Source organism: Desulfocicer vacuolatum DSM 3385 (assembly GCF_900176365.1).
GTDB lineage: Bacteria > Desulfobacterota > Desulfobacteria > Desulfobacterales > Desulfobacteraceae > Desulfocicer > Desulfocicer vacuolatum.
On the sequence record NZ_FWXY01000002.1, the window covers coordinates 83,653 to 101,723 of the forward strand.

The following is an 18,071-nucleotide window of genomic DNA, read 5'->3' on the forward strand; positions in this document are numbered from 1 at the left end:
TGATTGGAACCTGCCGCAACCACTATAATGGTTTTTTGACTTGATTCGCCTATGCCGTGAGCCTGTATGGGGTTGGTTTACAACCATAAAATCTGAAAAACAAAACAATTAGCCACGGCATGGTACTGAAGATTTTCTGGGGTCCGAATGGACCAGGGGCCGTGTATTAAGCCGTGAAGGCTAATGCACACTCGCCTTGAACCCGATGGGTGACTGGTGCGGATCAACAAACCCGCAAACCCACACGATGAAATAACAGGTGCAGGTCAGGGATAAAAGCCGTGTTGAAAGAGCAAAAAATAGTGTCAGAAGTCAAGAAAAAAGGAAACTTTTTTCATAGGGGAGGTGTTTTTTCTCTTGACTGGCCCTTTAATGGGTGACCCCAACTCAAAATGGCCGATCTTATGATCAAGCCCAAATTTTCAGAACACGACATGTCATCCTCCTGTGCCCCCGACGATGTAAAAGTGTGTTATGCAGCCTGACTTTTGGATCCTCGCCCAGGCCCCCCGCGGGGGCCTCTGGGCGTAATTTCGACTGCTGTCTTTGGAGGTGACAACTATCCTGCCACAGGGGGATCATCTGTGAAGTCCTTTATGAGATCTTTGATAATTGAATTTAAATTTATTCATAATTTTCTCTCTTATTTTTAAATAAAAATCACTTGGAGCACATAAAAAAATTCTATACAATATAATAAGTTTTTCGAAAAAGCTTGTTATTGTTCTTAACATTAGCATCTTAGAGAAAAAATAGTTAAATTCGGAATTTGGCAAATTTATATATTGATTTAGATAATAGTCATCATCCATCTCTACATCACCGGAATATACTTGCTTAGGGGTAGGAGAAATATCGCAAAACAAAGTATGTAGCGCAGATTCAAACTTTGTTTTCCTATATCTATTATTCGAAAAGAATGAAGCATTTTTTGATCTTTCATCCTCATAAATTATCAATTTTTCTGCTTCAGTAAAAAATTCATCAATATTTTGTGGCTGTTTATAATTGTTTAGATCAAAAAAATCTTCAATACATCCAGACGCATTTCGTTTTTCTCCTATACCTATGATTGGCTTATTATTTTCGGTCCCGTACAAGACCGTCAACCCTCCTTTCAAAGGATAAGATTCAAACAAAATATCAATATTCTTTACAAGCTCATAAAAATCTTTTCTTCTGCCTAAAAAATAAAACCTTTTTTCTAAATTGTTTTCTTTAATAAACTCTATGATCAGTCTCTCGTTGCCCCAACCTGCTAAACAAAAAACAAAATTTTTATTTCGATCTAATAATTTCTTGACTGCATAAAAGTAGGCTAAACTTGGATCCAACAAATACTTATTAAGGTTTGCCCCACTTAAACCTACTACCTTTCCTTTTCGATCAAAAGGCAACCCTAAAAAATTTATTTTTTGAACTATTGGATAATATGGTATATGAAAAATTTTTTCTGGAGAAATTTTTCTCCGGTTTGTTGCTAACAAGTACCCAAATTTTCTAAATTCAATAAAAAAATCACTACAATTTTTTCCCAACCAAAACGTATGATCATTATGAACAATATAATATTTTGTAACGTCTTCAAAGGTGCAAAAAGAAGCATATCCAACAACATCATTAGGGACAAAATGAAGAAATGCTTTTTGAGGCATATAATCCTCAATTTTCTCAACGATTTTTTTTATTTTCTCAACATATCCAGAACACTCAGGAATAAAGAGTTCTACATAATCTGAATTTTCAATGAGTTTCAAAATATTTACACCTTCCAAAGTGTATTTTTTATCTGGAATAATAAAGAGAACCTCAATTTCATTTTCAATAAAATAATATAAATACTGCTCTGTCAGGGCTCCACTATCAATTATTTGAGAATTATAGAAAATTACCTTATTAGGTTTAACTGGCTTAATATTAATATTCCGGTGAAATACGATTTCTTTAGAAAGTTCTTCAAGAATTTTTTCTAAATCATCATCACAGAAATTATAAAGAATAGGATATTTCCATGCGATAAAAGCGCAAAAAGCAACACACAAAAGAGATTTCTCGAACTTATCTTTTTCAAAACATTCATACGCTTTTTTTTTATAAAAAGAATATTCTTTATTTAAAAAATTTTTATTTAATTTAAAATCCATATACTCTCACTCTATTTTTTCATCAAAATACCCGGTCTTTTGTTATGCTGGTCAATGGTATGGATTAAACATTTTACCTAAAAAGGGAATTTTCACAATCATCCGATAAACACGATGTTCTTTTCCCAGTCGTGCCAGTAACTGCCGTAAAGAATAAGCTCCGACCACAAATGACAAAATGCCACCAAAAGCCATACTCCACAACCCAGGCAACACAAGAGAACCCACAAAAACACAACCCACAATGAAAAGCTGACTGATAATCAAACGTTTAGTAGCTTTATCCCAAGAAAAACAAATCAAGTGCCTTGCAATAAGCCGAACACCAAAAACATAGAGCACATACATCGAAAAAAATGCAATAGCAGCGCCACATAAACCAAAAAAACGAAGCCCAACAAAAATAAAAAAAATATGCAATACATTAAAAAATATCTCAGAAGAAATAAACCAATATTTTTCGCCTTTCGCAAGCTGTATAAACGCCATAGGCCAAGATATCACTCGTAAAAAACACCCCATGGCAAACCAACGCAACAAATCAACGGCTGGGGCAAATTGAGTGGAGTACAAAAGATTGATGGCCAATGGAGCTAAGGCAAGGGTTGCAACTATAGCGGGTGTAGCAAGTAAAAGACCTATTTCAGTCTGTTCGTTAACCAAACAAACCATTTCCTCGTGATCCTCGGAAACACCTGCCAAACGGGGATAGAAGTCTGCCCCCATGGCACCGAGTACAAAATTAAGAACATAACCGGAAATAGAAAACGCAGCTTGGTACATACCTAAGCCATCCATCCCAATATCACGGACAATTAATGCCCGGGTGGCATAGGCTGTAAATGTTGTGGCCAAGCCTCCGACCATAAAGGCGGCACCCAGTCCGAGCAAGCTTTTGGCACCACTAAAAGTTTCTCTCCAGGACATAGGGATACTTCTTTCAAACAACTTTCTGGAAAACCACCAGGCCGATCCAAGATTAAACAGGGCAATTGCCATCAATGACGGTACAATTCCTGCTTTCCCAAAGGATGCATACAGACCTATGCTGATCACGGCCCCAGCTGTTGAGCCAAGAATTTGCACTCGAACCAAATCCGTAATACGTCGCAATCCCTGAATTACTGCCATCTGTCCCTGTGCAATGGTGGTAACAAGAACCACCATAGACAAAAGCATAAGACTGACAGCGTGATCTGAGTTTCCAAAGGTCAACTGGCTGACCGGAACGGCCAGAGCAGCCAAGACTACTGCACCGACCAAGCCTGTCAGCCAACACATTCGACGTAAAATAGAAACCGTCCGTGCGACTGCTTCTTCATCTTCTGATCCGGATGAAACGGCGACATCACGAACTCCACTCTGATTGATGCCAAGCCCAGCGAGTTGAATACCAAGCTGAATTATAGATTGGTATGCCCCTATTAACCCTACACCTGAAGGCCCGATAAGTATAGCCGCAAATTTAGTTGAGACAACCCCGATCATCATTCTTATGAGCTGGGAGCCACCGACCATGGAAGAGGATTTTAATATTTGAGAATAGGACTTCTGATTTGTCAATTTACTCCAAACGTTTTAAAATTTTTCCGGATTTCCACCTGATAACAATTTTGTGGAACACACTATGAAAAGGCATTAACAACCTCGACGACTTCATTTAAGCTTTCCAAACTCATCACAGGGCTCATAGGCAAGCTCAATACTTCAGTATGAATAGATTCTGTAAGTAAAATATTTTGATTAGGCCACTCAACAAAAGCCTGTTGTTTATGGGGAGGTAGTGGGTAATGAATCAAAGTTTGAACACCAGATTCATTCAAATATTTCTGAAGTTCATCACGCTTTGAACAGCGAACAACAAACAAATGAAACACATGCTGTTCGTATGCTTTCCATGCCGGCAACACAATAATTGGGTTGTTAATTCGTTCAAGATATATTTTTGCAACATTACGCCTGCCAATATTCTCTTGATCCAAACGCTTCAACTTAACCCGCAGCAATGCCGCCTGCATCTCATCCAACCGACTGTTAACACCCTTATACAAATTTTCGTACTTCTTATGGCTCCCATAATTACCCAAAGCCCTGATGGTATTTGCCAGCTCTTCATCATTTGTGGTAACTGCTCCACCATCACCCAAAGCACCAAGGTTTTTACCCGGATAAAAACTAAATCCAGCAGCATCACCCCAACTACCAGCTTTCTTCCCTTGAAAGCTTGCACCATGGGCCTGAGCAGCATCCTCAAGAACCAACAGCCCATGCCTTTTTGCAATATCCATAATTTCAGGCATTTCAGCCAATCGGCCATAAAGATGCACCGGCAAAATAACTTTAGTTTTTGAAGTAACAGCTTTTTCCGCCAACACAGGGGATAAATTATAAGTATTTTCATCCGGCTCAACAAGAACAGGCGTCAAACGATTTTCAGTAATAGCAAAAATGGTTGCAATATAGGTATTTGCAGGCACGATGACCTCGTCACCTTCCTTTAGTTTACCCAATTCCTTCCAGGCACGGAGAGTCAATATCAAGGCATCCAAGCCATTCCCAACACCAACGCAATACTTCACCCCGCAGTACTCGGCAAACTCCCTTTCAAATGCTTGGACTTCTTGGCCTTGAATATACCAACCAGAATCAATAACCCGAGTAGCAGCCGCTATAAACTCTTCACGATAGGCCGCGTTGATTGCCTTAAGATCCAGAAATGGTACCTTCATCTTTGTTTCACCTGCAAAAATTCATCATAATTTCGAATATATTCAGCTTCATCATACAGCATAGATGCAAGCACAAGGCAATTGGCACCAGAAGAAAAATTAATTAATTCACGCCATATTTGCTTTGGAATATAGAGACCACAATATGCACGATCCAGGCGAATTGTTTTTTTTTCTGAGCCATCATCCACAATAACATCAAAAGCGCCCATTACAGAGACCATCAATTGTTGAAGTTCTTGATGCGCATGACCACCCCTGGATTCACCACCAGGCACATCATAAAGGTAGTAAGTTCTGACAATATCAAAAGGAACTTGCACACCATTAGAAATATGCGTCAATGAACCCCTTTGATCATACATGCGGGGCAACTCAATCATTTTGCAGTCATGAACAGTCGTTTTCATTTTCCCTCCCGCATCAACGTTTTGTATGCATCAAAATTTCTCACATAATCCTCCGCCTTATACGGGCAGGAAGCAAGTACATAAGCCACTGCATTGGTGGAAAAATTCTGCATTCTTCGCCAGAGCATTTTGGGGACGTAAAGACCATGGTATGCACGATTTAAATGAACAATTTTCTGGGCTGTGCCGTCGTCCAAGAACACATCAAAACTGCCCGAGAGAGCGATGATTACTTCATCTTGTTCCTGGAATGCATGACCTCCGCGCTTCTCACCTCCAGGCACATCGTAAATCCAGTAAACCCGGGAGATATCAAAAGGAATGTGTTGTTGCTGTTCTATAAAAGTAAGATTACCTCTGGGATCAAGGATTTTAGGAAATTGGATTAGGGATGCGTCGTAAACGGAAGGAATCGAATTCATATATACACCCGAATATTTCTTTATTTTTTCAATTAATTTCAAAGCATTAGATAGAAAATACCAACAATCATTCAAAATTTAATTCAAAATTGCAAATATTCTTTTCAAATAATTTACTTTCATATCCAAAAGTTGCCCAGATATTCCAATCTTCAATTTTCAAACTATGAATATAAAAAAGCTTTTCTTTTTTTGGGAATTTCACTTTTACGACACTAAATTTATCAGGTACTTCAGAAACAGGTCTTGATTTTACGAGGATTAATATTGGAATATTTAATAGCTTGGCAACAACTTCGTAATATGTCCAAACTTTATAAAAGGTATTGCTCTCTTTAATAGAAAAATATTTACTAAGGTGCTCAGGGACATCTCTCTGATAAGTTTCAATATCCAAAGCAATATTTAATGAATTTTCTAAAATTTCAATTGATGGAGACCACGTGTACTTAAACCCTAAACCATCATATGATATCGCATAATTATTTTTCTTTGGATTAATGTTAATAGTGCTGCAATCACAATTCAGAGACCCCCAGATATAATCTTGCACCCAAGAAGTCTTAGATGTCAATTGCTGATACCGCCATCAATAAAAATTGTTTGTCCTGTTATATTGGTTTGCTCAAATAACAACATATTTATAATAGGGAGGATATTAGATGTTTGCGTTAATTCTTTTGTCGGTGTACGCCGCTTAATTGTATTTAACTGGTCTGCCCTTAGCACTGATGACATCTCAGATTCAAAAAAACCCGGGGCGATGGAATTAATATAAATCTTTCTTTCTCCCACCTCCCTTGCTAAAGAGCGAGTAAACGCATTCAAGGCACCTTTAGTGGCTGAATAAGTTGAAAGGCCAGGATAGCCCCTTTCTGCACAAATAGAGCTGATATTGACTATCCTTCCTCCATTGTTTGCCAAGAGCATGTATTTCAAAACCAGACGTGTCAAAATTATTGGCGCGACCAAATTAATGTTGACGATATTATGAATGGCTTCTTCTGGTGTATGCACAAGTAAATGATCTTGACCTATGGCGGCATTATTTATCAATGCATCAATTCTGCCATACTTTTGATTAACTGCAATTAAGAATTGTTTCAAAGCCACTGCATCTTGCAAATCAACTTCATCAAAATAAAGTTTCTCATGATATTCTAAAATTAAATCAGAAATCTCTGTGGTTTTTTTCCTTGCAAAGGTTACGACGGTATGCCCCTTGTGGAGTAAATGTTTTACAAGAGCTAACCCAAGCCCTCTACTTCCTCCACTTACAATAACAACCCTTTCGATATTCATCATTTTATCTCCGCTTTTAAATTATAACCAACAGGAATCTCGGAAAGGTTATTCCATATTCTGGGAACTGCAAATTCGGGACAATTTTCACGGCATAACGTTTCAAGTTCTTTTTCAATATCCGCTGTAAATTTGATATTATTTTTTAATACTATGTCAGCGGCAACCAGAAAGCCAACCAATGGAGCTTTTCGAGGATAAACACGACACCAGAGTACTTTTGAATTTCTTAATATTAAGGATTCAATGTCCACGGGATAGGCTTTACTGCCACCAACATTAATCATATTTGTTTTATCCCTTCCGAGAAATAAAACTCTATCTTTTCGGATTTCAACCAAGTCACCCGTATCAATCCAATTTTCTTTATCTTTATCAATTGAAATTGCAGAGAAAATTGATTTTAAATAGAGGTGGTTACCAACAATTTTCATTTTTTTATTGTCAATCCATTTTTCAGGAAAACCTTGCTTACCATCTTTTACAACAATACAGGCACCTGCCTCTGTGGACGCATAAATATGAAAAATAGCAGCATCTGGGTAAATTTCCCGCAAGTGATCCAAAACTGATTGGTCGGCGGCTTCACCACCTAATGAAATTTGTTTAAATGGTATTCCTTTCAAGTCCTTTTCATTCAAACCTAAAAAAGCCATTCTCCAAAAAGTGGGGGTACTCGAAATAGCAGTCACGTTGTGATGGGAAGCCTGCAATAACATCTCTGCTGGTTCTGCACTCAATGGGAATACAAGTTCCTGACCTTCAAGGAACAACCCCATGCATATCATCTGATACCATGCATATGTGCCAGGATTATAAGGTACCATCCATTTAAGCGGATTTGATTTTTTTACGTTTTGAAAAGTATTTAGGGTATTCCATGTGTGTTCAATAAGCTTTGGTATGCCAGTTGTGCCTGAAGTAAGCATTGAAATTCTACCAGGTACAACTTCTTCAATCTTATTAGCTATGACATCATCACTGACATTAATTGGCTTACCTATAATAGAATATCCATTATCTGATAAAATAGCCCTGATATTTTCATTGAGCCGTTCATGCGTTAAAATCAATCCGTCCGCTTTTTTTCGATTTAGGTAAGCGACTGCCCCCACGGCATCATGAGAATTTTCTATAGAAAATGCGATTTTATGTAGTCCATGGTCAAGCAGTGATTTTAAATCTTTGTTTTTTTCTTCATAGACCTCATCCCAGGTTGAGTTATTATGCTCCCCAAAAAAAATTTTATTTTCCCAATAGATTTTCTGTTCCATTACGCACATTCCTGAAAAAATTCTAAGACATCACTGACCGTTTCAATCTTTCGTAAATGCGAAGCATCAAAATTAAGCTCTTTTCCAGTTGTCATCTCCACGCGTAAAGCCAACTCAGAAAAATCAAGGCTGCGAAAGCCTATTTCTCGCAACTTTTGGTCATGAGAGTGAATGGGTTCTTTATTTTGCTTTTCCAAAATCATATTCATCAGTGTTAAAGTTTCAGATAGTTCCATAATCGTTGTCCCATCAGTTTATTTTGAGATTCATTTTATTTATCATTATTTCATTTAACAAAGAATCCAAACGGTTTGTAATTTCCTCTGTGTTTGGATAAACATGTCGATAATGATTCATCCAAGGATGCCTCTGCCCGCTGTTGAAATCTATCAAACGACTAACATGGTTGACTACTTTGCCATCCTCACCCGCAATGACTGCACCTGCAGGGACATCTCCTCTTGCCTGAGCACCAGCACTGATAAAAGCACCAGTCCCTACAATAGAGCCTGGCATCAAAGTGGCACCGACACATACAACAGCCCCATCTTTGATTTTAACTGGTGCTTGGGCATTAGATGGGGGCAAGGGATCATTTGTGGCAGTAACAAGGGAAAAAATCCAGACGAAATGTCCTATTTCTGCGCCTTTCCCAATATGAGAATATCCATGAAAACGACAATAGTCTCCAATTACACAGTCGCCCTCAATATCAGAAAAATTTCCAACTCTCAAATTTTCACCCACCATGGTTCCTTCACGTATGACAACATGATGTCCGGTTTCCAGAGCAGGGCCAAATTCAGAATTCTCATAAATTATTGAAAAAGATCTAATATGACTATTTGAGCCAATAATTACTGGTTTTTTATCGCTTAAAATGGAGGGATGGCCAATTTGACAATAATCATCTATCTGGACGTTATCACCAATAACCACATTATCAAAAATCTTAGCGTAATCACCGATAACAACATTTTTGCCCAAAATGGCCTTGGAAGAAATAATCGATGTTTTTGAAAATTCACTCATTTGCTTTTCCAATTTTTTAATTGACTGCCCAATAAAAATCAGGACTCCCTTCTAAATTCAATTTGATTGATTAAAGAGGAGTGGCTTAAAAACTCTATGTTCATTTTTTTGAAGAATATACAAATTTATCAAAATTTGAGTTGAACTGGGCAATATTCTTTATAATTGTTTTTTACAAATTCATCAAAAATTATTAAAAATATTTGAAGCGGAAACGCTTTGGCGTAGCCCTTTTAGATACGCTCCATAACCGTTTTTCAAAAGTGGTTTAGCCAATTCATCTAACGCCTCAATAGAAATATAGCCTTTTCGGAAAGCAACTTCTTCCACACACCCGACTTTAAGTCCTTGGCGCTTTTCAATGGTTTCAATAAATGTCCCAGCGTCCATAAGGGATTCATGTGTACCTGTATCCAACCATGCAAAACCTCGACCCAGAAGCTGAACTTTAAGATTCCCCCGGGACAAGTAGGCGTTATTAACGTCTGTGATTTCAAGCTCACCCCGGGCTGAGGGTTTGATGTTTTGTGCAATATCCACAACTGAGTTATCGTAAAAATAGAGACCGGGAACTGCAAAATTCGATTTCGGTTTTTGGGGTTTTTCTTCTATGCTGAGCACTTTACCGGTTTCATCAAAGTCCACAACCCCATACCGGGATGGGTCATTGACCCAATAACCAAAAACAATTCCTCCATCCTTCAATCCAGTACATTTTTTTAAGAGCGGCTGAAATCCCTGTCCATAAAATAAATTATCACCAAGGATCAGGCAGACTGAATCATTCCCAATAAAATCTTTACCCAGGACAAATGCCTGGGCAAGCCCTTCAGGCTCTGGCTGTTCAACGTAAGAAATTGAAATCCCCCATTGTGAGCCACCTTTCAGCAATTTCTTAAATCGTGGCAGATCTTCCGGAGCAGAGATCAGCAGAATCTCCCTGATACCCGCCAGCATCAGCGTTGACAAAGGGTAATATATCATGGGCTTGTCATACACCGGCAGGAGTTGCTTGGACCCTGCAATTGTCAGCGGGTATAACCGCGTACCGGAACCACCTGCTAATATGATGCCTTTCATTTTATTTCCTCAAAGTCGGCTCAAAGTCGGGGTCTGACCCAGCTAAGTCGTTGTTATTTAAATTTAATTGCTTTTAAAATGGCCCATTTTAGCTCTTAAAGCCCACTTTTTGGGATCAAAAACAACAGTTTAAGAATATCCTGAATCAGAGAGCTGGGGGTCTGGCTTGGTTTATGGGCTTTGTTTGAGTTGTATTATGGGGCAAGATCAGGTACTTTGGTTTATGATCAATCTCGACCCGAATGCTTGCTGTTTTTCAATGGATTTTTTCTCGGAATCAACTCATTTTCAAAGAAAACAAGGATTTTATGATGTGCCATCAGAAGCGTCTCTTGGGAATTTTTTTGTTTATCATCTTACTGGGTTTTTATTGTTTTAACGTCTCTGTTACATGGTGTGCGGATCAAGAAATTTCATCACCCGGATTAAATCTTGCGGCACTTGAGGAGTGGCGCATTGTCATTCCGGAAAAACCCATCCCCAGCGAAGCTTTTGCAGCCCGGGAGTTCCAACATTTTTTCAACATCGCATCTGGTGTCAACCTGCCCATCATCACATCGGCAATATCCCATCCATCTAACCCCGATGAAACCAGAAGAACCGGTCAGCATATTTTCATTGGATCACACAAGGCCATGCATAAAATTAACCAAGGTTCCCATGTAGACGGGTTTGGAGCTGAAGAGTTCAGTATCATCATCCGGGAAAACTCCATTACCATTTCCGGAGGAACACCCCGTGGCACCCTGTACGGTGTCTACGCCTTTCTTGAAACCTGGCTCGGAGTTCGGTTTCTCACGACTGATCACACCCATGTCCCGCCCCTGGATCGAGAAAAACGCCTCAGCCCCGGTGAGTTCACGTATCATCCATCCTTTGCCATGCGCACCTGCAGTTACCCGGAAACCACACAACACCCGCTCTTTGCCGCCAGAATGCGGATCAATACCGTTGCAGGTCCCAAACATCTGGGGGGCATCACCGATATCCGCACCATCAATCACAGTTTTTACCGACAGATTCCAACAACGGTGTATGGCACGGCCCATCCCGAGTATTATGCCCTGGTGGAAGGCAAGCGCCTGTCCCAGGTGAAGTCCGATGCCTATGACACCCAGCCCTGCCTGACTAACCCCGATGTCCTGGACATTGTCACCCGGTCTGTGCTCGCTGAAATAAAAGATCATCCGGACAGGAATTACATCGCCATCAGCCAGAATGACAGCCGCCAATATTGCCGTTGCAGCAGGTGTGCCGCCATTGATCAGCAGGAAGGCACGCACATGGGATCGCTGCTCACCTTTGTCAATGCCGTGGCAGACCGAGTGGCCCGGGAACATCCACACATCATGGTGGGCACCTTGAGCTATCTCTATTCCAGAAAGCCACCCCGCACCATCAAACCCCGTCCCAATGTTCAGATTCAGCTATGCAGCATTGAGTGCTGTCAAATCCATGCCATCAATGATCCGGATTGTCCCAAAAATGTTGCGTTCTGTAAGGATTTAAAGGCGTGGCGTGGTCTCACCGATCATATTTCTATCTGGAATTACAATGTTAATTTTAATAACTTTCTGCTGCCCTGCCCCAACCTTCGGGTGATTGAGCCCAACATCCGGTTTTTTGCAGCCAATCAGGTCACCGGGGTATTTATTGAAGCGGCGGACAATGGGGTTTCAGCTGAATTCTCGGACCTGAGGAATTATATGACCTGTCGTTTGCTGTGGGAACCCTCCCAGAGCGGTGAAGCCCTGATGGATGAATTTTTGATCCTGCATTACAAAAAGGCGGCAGCCCCCATCCGGGAATTCATTGATCTGATTCATGACACGGCTGAAGCAAGCGGGCGGCATCGCCATTGTATGGCCCATTATGCCCAGTATTATGGCATCCATGGATGGGATGTGGCTTCCCGGGGATTGGCATTATTTGACAAGGCCCTGGCATTGGAGCCCACCGGTGTGGTGCATCAATGGGTGGAAAAGGCTTCCATTGCGGCGTTGCGCCTGGCCATTGAACCCATATGGTATGTAAAAGACCCCAAAAAAGTACATCCATGCCTGCTAAAGGAAATGCGACCCTTAATTAAACGCTTCCTGACTCTATGCAAAAAATACGGCGTTACCCGCTCCCGCTCAACCGCCCCCTTTGAAAAAGACCGGAAAAGACTTCTCAAACTCGGGGTCTGACCCCGTAATCAATCATGGGGTCAGGCTTCGCTTATTGCTGTTATTGGGGGGTAAAGTATGCCCGGGAGTGGGCTCAGGCTTGGGTGCTGCCCACGGTGTCGTCATCAGACGTCGGTCATCATTTTTACGAGGGTGCGGGCGCGTTGCCCCACCTGGGTGTACCACCGGGAATCCTTCATTTCTGCGGCGGCCCGGGGGTAATCCAGATCGTTGACGGCGGTGATCATTTTTTTGAATTTCCGGAACCGGCCGGGTCCCAGGTTAAACCGCATATCCACAAGCACCAGCTGCACCGTTTCTGGCAGCAGCTCAAACCCCTTAAAAACTTTGTTTAAATCCGCAATGCACTCCTCAATATCATTTTCAAGAAGCATCACTGCTTCCTTTTCCGTGATGCCTTTGTCCTCAAGGTTTCTGCCGATGCCTATTGTTAATTTACCCGCCGGGCAATGATAGGGTTTCAGGCGCAGGCCTTCGTGTTTTGTCAATTGATCCGTCAGTTTTTCATGAAACGCTTTGTCATGGCTCATAATTTGCCTCCAAATCAAATCAGGGTCAGGGCAGCAGCTCCGGGGCATTTCGTTTGCGGTTGCCCCGCCAGGCCCACCACCCAGCCACGGACAGGGTGGCCCATCCCAGGGTATCAATGACGGCCATGCCGTTCACCTCTTTGCCCACGTCCTTGAAAATGGTGTCCCAGAAGTGCTGGCCCCGGCCCTTGCCGTATTTATATATGGTGCCGTCGGCTTCCTTTGCCCAGAGATAATCGTATCGGTACCCGAAATCGTGGATCAACCCGGGGATGAGGAGCAATCCGATGGGGGACAGCACGCCCCACAAGGGTCTGGGGATGGAGGCCCCGTCAAACAGAAAACCTTTGGGAATGATGATGCGCGGCCCGCCGTTGGGAAGGGAGTATTCCCAGTTTTCCATGACTTCCCACTGCCGCACCGTGGTTACCCAGCGCCAGACCCGCTTTGGCGCACCACAGCCCTTGGTGTCAATGGGCCAGGGCCTCAAAATCGGCATATGTTGTATTTTCATGGGGTATGACCCCGCTAAGTGGTTGTTATTAATGTGTTATGGATTTAAATAAAGGGTGTTTTTGCGCTTAGGGTGCACTTTTTGGGGGCAAAAAGTGGATTTTAAGAAATTGTAGTCTGATACTCCGTGCTGGGTTATCGGCTTATCGGGCAGGGTTCGGGTTTGTATGCTCGGCGGCTGCGCCGCCTTGCATACAAACCCGAACCCATGAGTAGTCGGATCGCAGGACCTGGTCGTGTTGGTGTTATTGGTGGGTAAAGTATAGAGGTTTTAGTTGCCCCTTGGGCTTCAATGGTGGATTCAGGCCCTATGATTCAGAGGGTATCTGTAGAATCCAGAAGATGCAGAGGGATATTGATATCTTCATTGTTCAATATACTTTCAACCATGGAAATGTCCAACTGAACAATTTTGGCAATAGTTGACACGCTGATTCCCTGTTCATGGGCACGGCGGACAAAAGAAAGAAGCTTTTTCTCCTCTCCTTTTTTTCTGCCTATTCTTTCAGCACTTGTAATATAAGGCATGTTTTTCTCCTTTTCATACGCTTTCAACTCTTCAAGAAAAATTTCCTCAAGGGCTTCGGGCAAAATCAACACCCAGTCTATAAAACGGTACAGGTTTACGACCGTTCTGGAAAATCTGATTTGCTCTGGGCCTGAACTTCTATATGGATCAATATCCATTTTTTGTTATTATTCTTGAGCGTGATTTCTACACTTGAGCGTGATTTCTACAAGTTTATCCGTATGCCTTTGACCGAGAACAGACTCTTTTGTCAATTTCTGAAATTCTTTATCCAGAAATTTGATATCTTTGCCCCAATCAATGTCCTCCTCTGAGCCGGGGACAAAAAAGGCCATGAACTGAGGGAAAAAGAATTCAATGATCTCTTTCCAGGGGGTGTCGTATGTTTGATTTTTATGGGTCATAATTCCGAATGTTGGTGTCATGGAATGTTGGAATTTGGTTTGTTTTTATTGCGGCTGCGCCGCCGTAAATACAAACCTGCTGTGGGGTCAATCTCGGCTTATTGTGTTATTAAAAACCCAGTCGTTGGGCCAATGCTTTTTGGGCATGGGGTTCGCCGTGTACCAGGATTATTTTTCCCGGGGGCTTGGGCATGGATTTTACCCAGTTAACAAGGGTATTTTGATCGGCATGGGCTGAATAACCGGACAGGGTATGAATGGCAGCCTTCACCGGTATCTTTTTTTCCATCATGCGGCGGCCCGGGGTGCCTTTTGCCTGGTATCCCACAAAAAAGAGATCGTTTTTCGCATCGTTCAAACCCTGCTCCAGATGATCCACAATGCGTCCTCCGGTGCACATGCCCGACCCCTTTTCGTATAAAAGCCTTGTCAGCTCTATTTTCCATTGCTTTCTCAACGAATGGTCTTTTCTTGTCTCAAGTGCTTTTAAATGTGCCATCACCACAATGGCAAAGGGGTTATCCTGTCTTTCAAGATACGCCCATTTCTCCTGATAATCAAGGAGGAGGGTTACTTCTACGAGTTTATCCGTATGCCTTTGGCCGAGAACAGACTCTTTTGTTAATTTCTGAAATTCTTTATCAAGAAATTTAATTTCTTTGCCCCAGTTAATGTCCCCTTCCGAACCGGGAACAAAAAAGGCCATGAACTGTGGAAAAAAGAATTCAATGATCTCTTTCCAAGGGGTGTCGTATGTTTGATTTTTTTGGGTCATAGCTCCGAATGTTGGGCTCATGGAATGTTAGGGTCTGGGTTGTTTTTACTGCGGCTGCGCCGCTGCAAATACAAACAAGTTCCAGGCTCAGGCTTGGCTTATAAGTAGTGTTGGGGCTACGAATGAAATAATATATCACTGATCGTGGTAAAAACACTTTGTGCAACATCGTAGAATTCTCGGGCATCCGTCTGAGATGGTTTTCCGTCCGGTAAAAGCCCCAAATCCCCGGGGTACCTTGCGTCAATATAAAGCGAATCAAAATCTGTTAAAAAATCAATGTCAATATCAAGCGTCAATTCATCCTTGATCATTCCATACAATTTCAATGTTGAGTGCGTTCGTGGCACCTTAACACCTGCCTTTGCTTCCAACATGGCTTTAAAACACTTTTCCACACATTGCTGGGCATAAAATGCAACAATGTGCGTCAAGAATTCATCATCAATGATATGCTTAATGCTTTTCAGGTCAGCCAAGGCTGATGTAATCCAGGCTTTTGCCATCTCATTGCTCATAACAGACGAATCCCTTTTTCCTGGATCTCCTTTGCAAACGAGCTGCGCAGTGCGTAAAATTTTTTATTCATAGGTGAGGTGTGCACCATTAAGTCAAGGCTAACCTTCAATCGGAGGTCCATAAGCGAGCGCGATATTCTCCTGACAATTTTTCGCTTTTCATGATAATTCTGAGGTATAAAATCATCCTTTGTCACCACATACAAATCAATATCACTCTCCCCATCAGGCTTGCCATAGGCATGGCTCCCAAACAAAATAACAGATTTTGGATCGACTGGACGCAGACGCTTTACAATTTCTTTTTTCAGCATTTCAATATTTTTCATGGGCACCTCCCATGGGGGTCTGACCCCGCTAAGGTATTACTATTTCAGAGTATTTTGTTTATTTTTGGGCTATTTTGGCTCTTAAAGTGAGCTTTTGGGGCTTAAAAAAGACAGTTTAAGGATTGCATCCTTGTTGCGGGTGCTGATATCGGATGTCCGGTTTTTTGAACAGGGCAATGGTTTGTTATCACTGCGGCTGCGCCGCCGTGAACACAAGCCCGCTGTGGAGTTGGGCTCGGATTATGACATTATTTTAAACCAAGGCGCTGGGCCAGGGCTTTCTGGGCATGGGGTTCTCCGTGGACCAGAATTATTTTTCCCGGAGGCTTGGGCATGGATTTCACCCAGTTAACAAGGGTATTTTGATCCGCATGGGCCGAGTATCCGGACAGGGTATGAATGGCGGCCTTAACCGGTATCTTTTTTTCCATCATGCGGCGGCCAGGTGTGCCCTTGGCCTGGTACCCCACAAAAAAAAGGTCATTTTTCGAATCGTTCAGGCCCTGTTCCAGGTGATCCACAATGCGGCCCCCTGTACACATGCCGGAACCTGCAATGATGACGGCCGGTCCCTTAATATCCATGAGCTGCTTATGATCCCGGTATTTTTCCACAGAATAGAGGTTCTTAAAATCCAGGGGATGATCCCCGTCAGCTTTAAGAGCCTTTGCCTCCTGATCCCAGAAGCTTTCCAGATCCGCATAGATTTTTGTAATTTTCAGGCCCAGGGGAGAATCAATGAACACAGGCACCTTGGTTTTAATGCGGTCCAGTTCGTAGATCAGCTCCTGGGTGCGGCCCAATGAAAACGCCGGGATATAAACAATGCCGTTGTCTGCCAGGGCTTTGTCCAAAAGCGTCTTCAATGTTTCAATGCGCTGTTTTCTGTTGGTGTGGTTCCGATCTCCGTAGGTGGATTCCAGTATCAGCAGATCACAGGATTCCGGTGGGTCAGGGTCCGGCAGTATAGGCGTATCACAACACCCCAGATCCCCGGAAAAAATAACCGAATATGTGGGGGTCAGGCTTCGCTTATTGCTGTTATTGGGGGGTAAAGTATGGGGGAGCCGGGGAAAGCAAAATCGGATAAAGCACGAGCCCAGAATATGCCCGGCATTGCCAAGCTTGAATGTGATCCCTTTTTTAAGGGAAAATGTTTCATGCAGTTCAAAGCCCCAGGAGAGGTCATCAATGGCCCGTTCCATGCGGCGGATCTCTTTATGGCTCCTGTTGCTAAAGGACATGCCGTCGTGGAGCATGGGAATCAGCAGTGCCTTTGTGGCATGGGTGCAGATGATCTCGCCTTTGAACCCGGCATCTATGAGATCCGGTACCCGGCCGATGTGATCAATGTGGGCATGGGTCAAAAACAGGTAATCAACATCTTGGGGCTGCACCGGGAATTGATCAAAGGGGATCTTCGGGTCGTGGCCTTGGGCCATGCCGCAGTCCACCAGGATGTTTACGCCCTCTTTGGAACCCGGCCGGGTCTGCACCAGATGGCAGGAACCTGTGACGCACTCTTTTGCTCCAAGATGTGTAATTTTCATTTTCATGGGGTCTGATTAATGTGTTCTGGGCTCAGGTGTCTGACAGCAGATGCAGGGGGATATCAATATCTTCATTATTCAATATTTTATTGACCATAGAAACATCCAGATTAACAATTTTGGCAATGGTTTGTACTGTAATTCCCTGCTCATGGGCACGGCGAACAAATATTTTCATGGGGTCTGACCCCACTAAGTGGCTGTTATTAATGCGTTATGGATTTAAATAAGGGGTGTTTTTGCGCTTAAGGTGCACTTTTTGGGGGCAAAAAGTGGATTTTAAGAAATTGTAGTCTGATACTCCGTGCTGGGTTATCGGCTAATCGGGCAGGGTTCAGGTT

21 protein-coding genes are annotated in these 18,071 nt (G+C 42.4%); 1 reads left to right on the forward strand and 20 read right to left on the reverse strand.

Features of this window, described 5'->3' with window-relative positions; all coding sequences use genetic code 11:
- Positions 1-578: 578 nt before the first annotated feature.
- The 11 genes from B9A32_RS02295 to rfbA form a co-directional block, all read right to left on the reverse strand.
- Entirely contained in the window at positions 579-2,144 is a 1,566-nt protein-coding gene (locus B9A32_RS02295; RefSeq protein ID WP_084066764.1) for a glycosyltransferase family 4 protein, read from the reverse strand.
- Between the two features lie 51 nt (positions 2,145-2,195).
- Positions 2,196-3,707 (reverse strand): O-antigen translocase, encoded by a 1,512-nt coding sequence (locus B9A32_RS02300; protein ID WP_084066765.1) that lies wholly within the window; start codon positions 3,705-3,707, stop codon positions 2,196-2,198.
- A gap of 62 nt (positions 3,708-3,769) precedes the next feature.
- Positions 3,770-4,873 carry a DegT/DnrJ/EryC1/StrS family aminotransferase gene (locus tag B9A32_RS02305; protein ID WP_084066766.1) on the reverse strand — a complete coding sequence of 368 codons (1,104 nt, stop codon included), beginning with the start codon at positions 4,871-4,873 and terminating at the stop codon, positions 3,770-3,772.
- Positions 4,870-5,283: a sugar 3,4-ketoisomerase gene (locus B9A32_RS02310; RefSeq protein ID WP_084066767.1), complete on the reverse strand. Its 414-nt coding sequence runs from the start codon at positions 5,281-5,283 to the stop codon at positions 4,870-4,872. Before B9A32_RS02310 ends, B9A32_RS02305 begins: the two co-directional genes overlap by 4 nt.
- On the reverse strand, positions 5,280-5,747 hold the full coding sequence (locus B9A32_RS02315; protein WP_232367005.1) for a sugar 3,4-ketoisomerase: 468 nt from the start codon (positions 5,745-5,747) through the stop codon (positions 5,280-5,282). Before B9A32_RS02315 ends, B9A32_RS02310 begins: the two co-directional genes overlap by 4 nt.
- 25 nt (positions 5,748-5,772) lie before the next feature.
- On the reverse strand, positions 5,773-6,279 hold the full coding sequence (locus tag B9A32_RS02320) for a hypothetical protein (protein ID WP_084066769.1): 507 nt from the start codon (positions 6,277-6,279) through the stop codon (positions 5,773-5,775).
- Entirely contained in the window at positions 6,276-7,010 is a 735-nt protein-coding gene (locus B9A32_RS02325; RefSeq protein ID WP_212637607.1) for an SDR family NAD(P)-dependent oxidoreductase, read from the reverse strand. The genes B9A32_RS02320 and B9A32_RS02325 overlap by 4 nt, the downstream gene beginning before the upstream one ends.
- Complete coding sequence (locus tag B9A32_RS02330; RefSeq protein ID WP_170923668.1) at positions 7,007-8,281, reverse strand: AMP-binding protein; 1,275 nt, start codon at positions 8,279-8,281, stop codon at positions 7,007-7,009. Before B9A32_RS02330 ends, B9A32_RS02325 begins: the two co-directional genes overlap by 4 nt.
- Complete coding sequence (locus B9A32_RS02335) at positions 8,281-8,517, reverse strand: hypothetical protein (RefSeq protein WP_212637609.1); 237 nt, start codon at positions 8,515-8,517, stop codon at positions 8,281-8,283. The genes B9A32_RS02330 and B9A32_RS02335 overlap by 1 nt, the downstream gene beginning before the upstream one ends.
- Before the next feature lie 13 nt (positions 8,518-8,530).
- Positions 8,531-9,313: a hypothetical protein gene (locus B9A32_RS02340; protein WP_084066771.1), complete on the reverse strand. Its 783-nt coding sequence runs from the start codon at positions 9,311-9,313 to the stop codon at positions 8,531-8,533.
- A gap of 183 nt (positions 9,314-9,496) precedes the next feature.
- Positions 9,497-10,393 carry a glucose-1-phosphate thymidylyltransferase RfbA gene (gene rfbA / locus B9A32_RS02345; RefSeq protein ID WP_084066772.1) on the reverse strand — a complete coding sequence of 299 codons (897 nt, stop codon included), beginning with the start codon at positions 10,391-10,393 and terminating at the stop codon, positions 9,497-9,499.
- A gap of 344 nt (positions 10,394-10,737) precedes the next feature.
- Here rfbA and B9A32_RS02350 point away from each other — a divergent pair, with 344 nt between their 5' ends.
- Positions 10,738-12,582: a DUF4838 domain-containing protein gene (locus B9A32_RS02350; protein ID WP_170923669.1), complete on the forward strand. Its 1,845-nt coding sequence runs from the start codon at positions 10,738-10,740 to the stop codon at positions 12,580-12,582.
- 104 nt (positions 12,583-12,686) lie between these two features.
- On the opposite strand, the gene B9A32_RS02355 is transcribed toward B9A32_RS02350, so the two are convergent.
- The 9 genes from B9A32_RS02355 to B9A32_RS21265 all read right to left on the reverse strand — a co-directional run bounded on the left by B9A32_RS02355 (position 12,687) and on the right by B9A32_RS21265 (position 17,908).
- Positions 12,687-13,112, reverse strand: a complete 426-nt coding sequence (locus tag B9A32_RS02355) for a glycoside hydrolase family protein (protein WP_084066774.1) — start codon at positions 13,110-13,112, stop codon at positions 12,687-12,689.
- 25 nt (positions 13,113-13,137) lie between these two features.
- Positions 13,138-13,611: a DUF1353 domain-containing protein gene (locus tag B9A32_RS02360; RefSeq protein ID WP_232367006.1), complete on the reverse strand. Its 474-nt coding sequence runs from the start codon at positions 13,609-13,611 to the stop codon at positions 13,138-13,140.
- A 329-nt stretch (positions 13,612-13,940) separates the two neighbouring features.
- Positions 13,941-14,312 (reverse strand): RpnC/YadD family protein, encoded by a 372-nt coding sequence (locus tag B9A32_RS22035; protein WP_232367007.1) that lies wholly within the window; start codon positions 14,310-14,312, stop codon positions 13,941-13,943.
- 9 nt (positions 14,313-14,321) lie between these two features.
- The gene (locus B9A32_RS22040; protein WP_232367008.1) at positions 14,322-14,558 is read right to left on the reverse strand and encodes a hypothetical protein; all 237 of its coding nucleotides are present in this window, start codon (positions 14,556-14,558) and stop codon (positions 14,322-14,324) included.
- A gap of 109 nt (positions 14,559-14,667) precedes the next feature.
- A complete protein-coding gene (locus B9A32_RS22045) occupies positions 14,668-15,333 on the reverse strand; it encodes an MBL fold metallo-hydrolase RNA specificity domain-containing protein (protein WP_084066775.1) in 666 nt (221 codons plus the stop codon).
- Between the two features lie 116 nt (positions 15,334-15,449).
- The gene (locus B9A32_RS02375; RefSeq protein WP_084066776.1) at positions 15,450-15,851 is read right to left on the reverse strand and encodes a HEPN domain-containing protein; all 402 of its coding nucleotides are present in this window, start codon (positions 15,849-15,851) and stop codon (positions 15,450-15,452) included.
- The gene (locus B9A32_RS02380; RefSeq protein ID WP_084066777.1) at positions 15,848-16,180 is read right to left on the reverse strand and encodes a nucleotidyltransferase domain-containing protein; all 333 of its coding nucleotides are present in this window, start codon (positions 16,178-16,180) and stop codon (positions 15,848-15,850) included. The genes B9A32_RS02375 and B9A32_RS02380 overlap by 4 nt, the downstream gene beginning before the upstream one ends.
- A gap of 248 nt (positions 16,181-16,428) precedes the next feature.
- Positions 16,429-17,730 carry an MBL fold metallo-hydrolase RNA specificity domain-containing protein gene (locus B9A32_RS02385; RefSeq protein WP_084066966.1) on the reverse strand — a complete coding sequence of 434 codons (1,302 nt, stop codon included), beginning with the start codon at positions 17,728-17,730 and terminating at the stop codon, positions 16,429-16,431.
- 31 nt (positions 17,731-17,761) lie between these two features.
- On the reverse strand, positions 17,762-17,908 hold the full coding sequence (locus tag B9A32_RS21265; RefSeq protein ID WP_170923665.1) for a helix-turn-helix domain-containing protein: 147 nt from the start codon (positions 17,906-17,908) through the stop codon (positions 17,762-17,764).
- Positions 17,909-18,071 lie beyond the last annotated feature (163 nt).

Coding starts and splice junctions, on each gene's coding strand:
- B9A32_RS02295 (WP_084066764.1), bottom strand. CDS start 2,144: ATGGATTTTAAATTAAATAAAAATTTTTTAAATAAAGAATATTCTTTT.
- B9A32_RS02305 (WP_084066766.1), bottom strand. CDS start 4,873: ATGAAGGTACCATTTCTGGATCTTAAGGCAATCAACGCGGCCTATCGT.
- B9A32_RS02310 (WP_084066767.1), bottom strand. CDS start 5,283: ATGAAAACGACTGTTCATGACTGCAAAATGATTGAGTTGCCCCGCATG.
- B9A32_RS02325 (WP_212637607.1), bottom strand. CDS start 7,010: ATGATGAATATCGAAAGGGTTGTTATTGTAAGTGGAGGAAGTAGAGGG.
- B9A32_RS02330 (WP_170923668.1), bottom strand. CDS start 8,281: ATGGAACAGAAAATCTATTGGGAAAATAAAATTTTTTTTGGGGAGCAT.
- B9A32_RS02335 (WP_212637609.1), bottom strand. CDS start 8,517: ATGGAACTATCTGAAACTTTAACACTGATGAATATGATTTTGGAAAAG.
- B9A32_RS02340 (WP_084066771.1), bottom strand. CDS start 9,313: ATGAGTGAATTTTCAAAAACATCGATTATTTCTTCCAAGGCCATTTTG.
- rfbA (WP_084066772.1), bottom strand. CDS start 10,393: ATGAAAGGCATCATATTAGCAGGTGGTTCCGGTACGCGGTTATACCCG.
- B9A32_RS02355 (WP_084066774.1), bottom strand. CDS start 13,112: ATGAGCCATGACAAAGCGTTTCATGAAAAACTGACGGATCAATTGACA.
- B9A32_RS02360 (WP_232367006.1), bottom strand. CDS start 13,611: ATGCCGATTTTGAGGCCCTGGCCCATTGACACCAAGGGCTGTGGTGCG.
- B9A32_RS22035 (WP_232367007.1), bottom strand. CDS start 14,312: ATGGATATTGATCCATATAGAAGTTCAGGCCCAGAGCAAATCAGATTT.
- B9A32_RS22040 (WP_232367008.1), bottom strand. CDS start 14,558: ATGACCCATAAAAATCAAACATACGACACCCCCTGGAAAGAGATCATT.
- B9A32_RS22045 (WP_084066775.1), bottom strand. CDS start 15,333: ATGACCCAAAAAAATCAAACATACGACACCCCTTGGAAAGAGATCATT.
- B9A32_RS02375 (WP_084066776.1), bottom strand. CDS start 15,851: ATGAGCAATGAGATGGCAAAAGCCTGGATTACATCAGCCTTGGCTGAC.
- B9A32_RS02380 (WP_084066777.1), bottom strand. CDS start 16,180: ATGAAAAATATTGAAATGCTGAAAAAAGAAATTGTAAAGCGTCTGCGT.
- B9A32_RS02385 (WP_084066966.1), bottom strand. CDS start 17,730: ATGAAAATTACACATCTTGGAGCAAAAGAGTGCGTCACAGGTTCCTGC.
- B9A32_RS21265 (WP_170923665.1), bottom strand. CDS start 17,908: ATGAAAATATTTGTTCGCCGTGCCCATGAGCAGGGAATTACAGTACAA.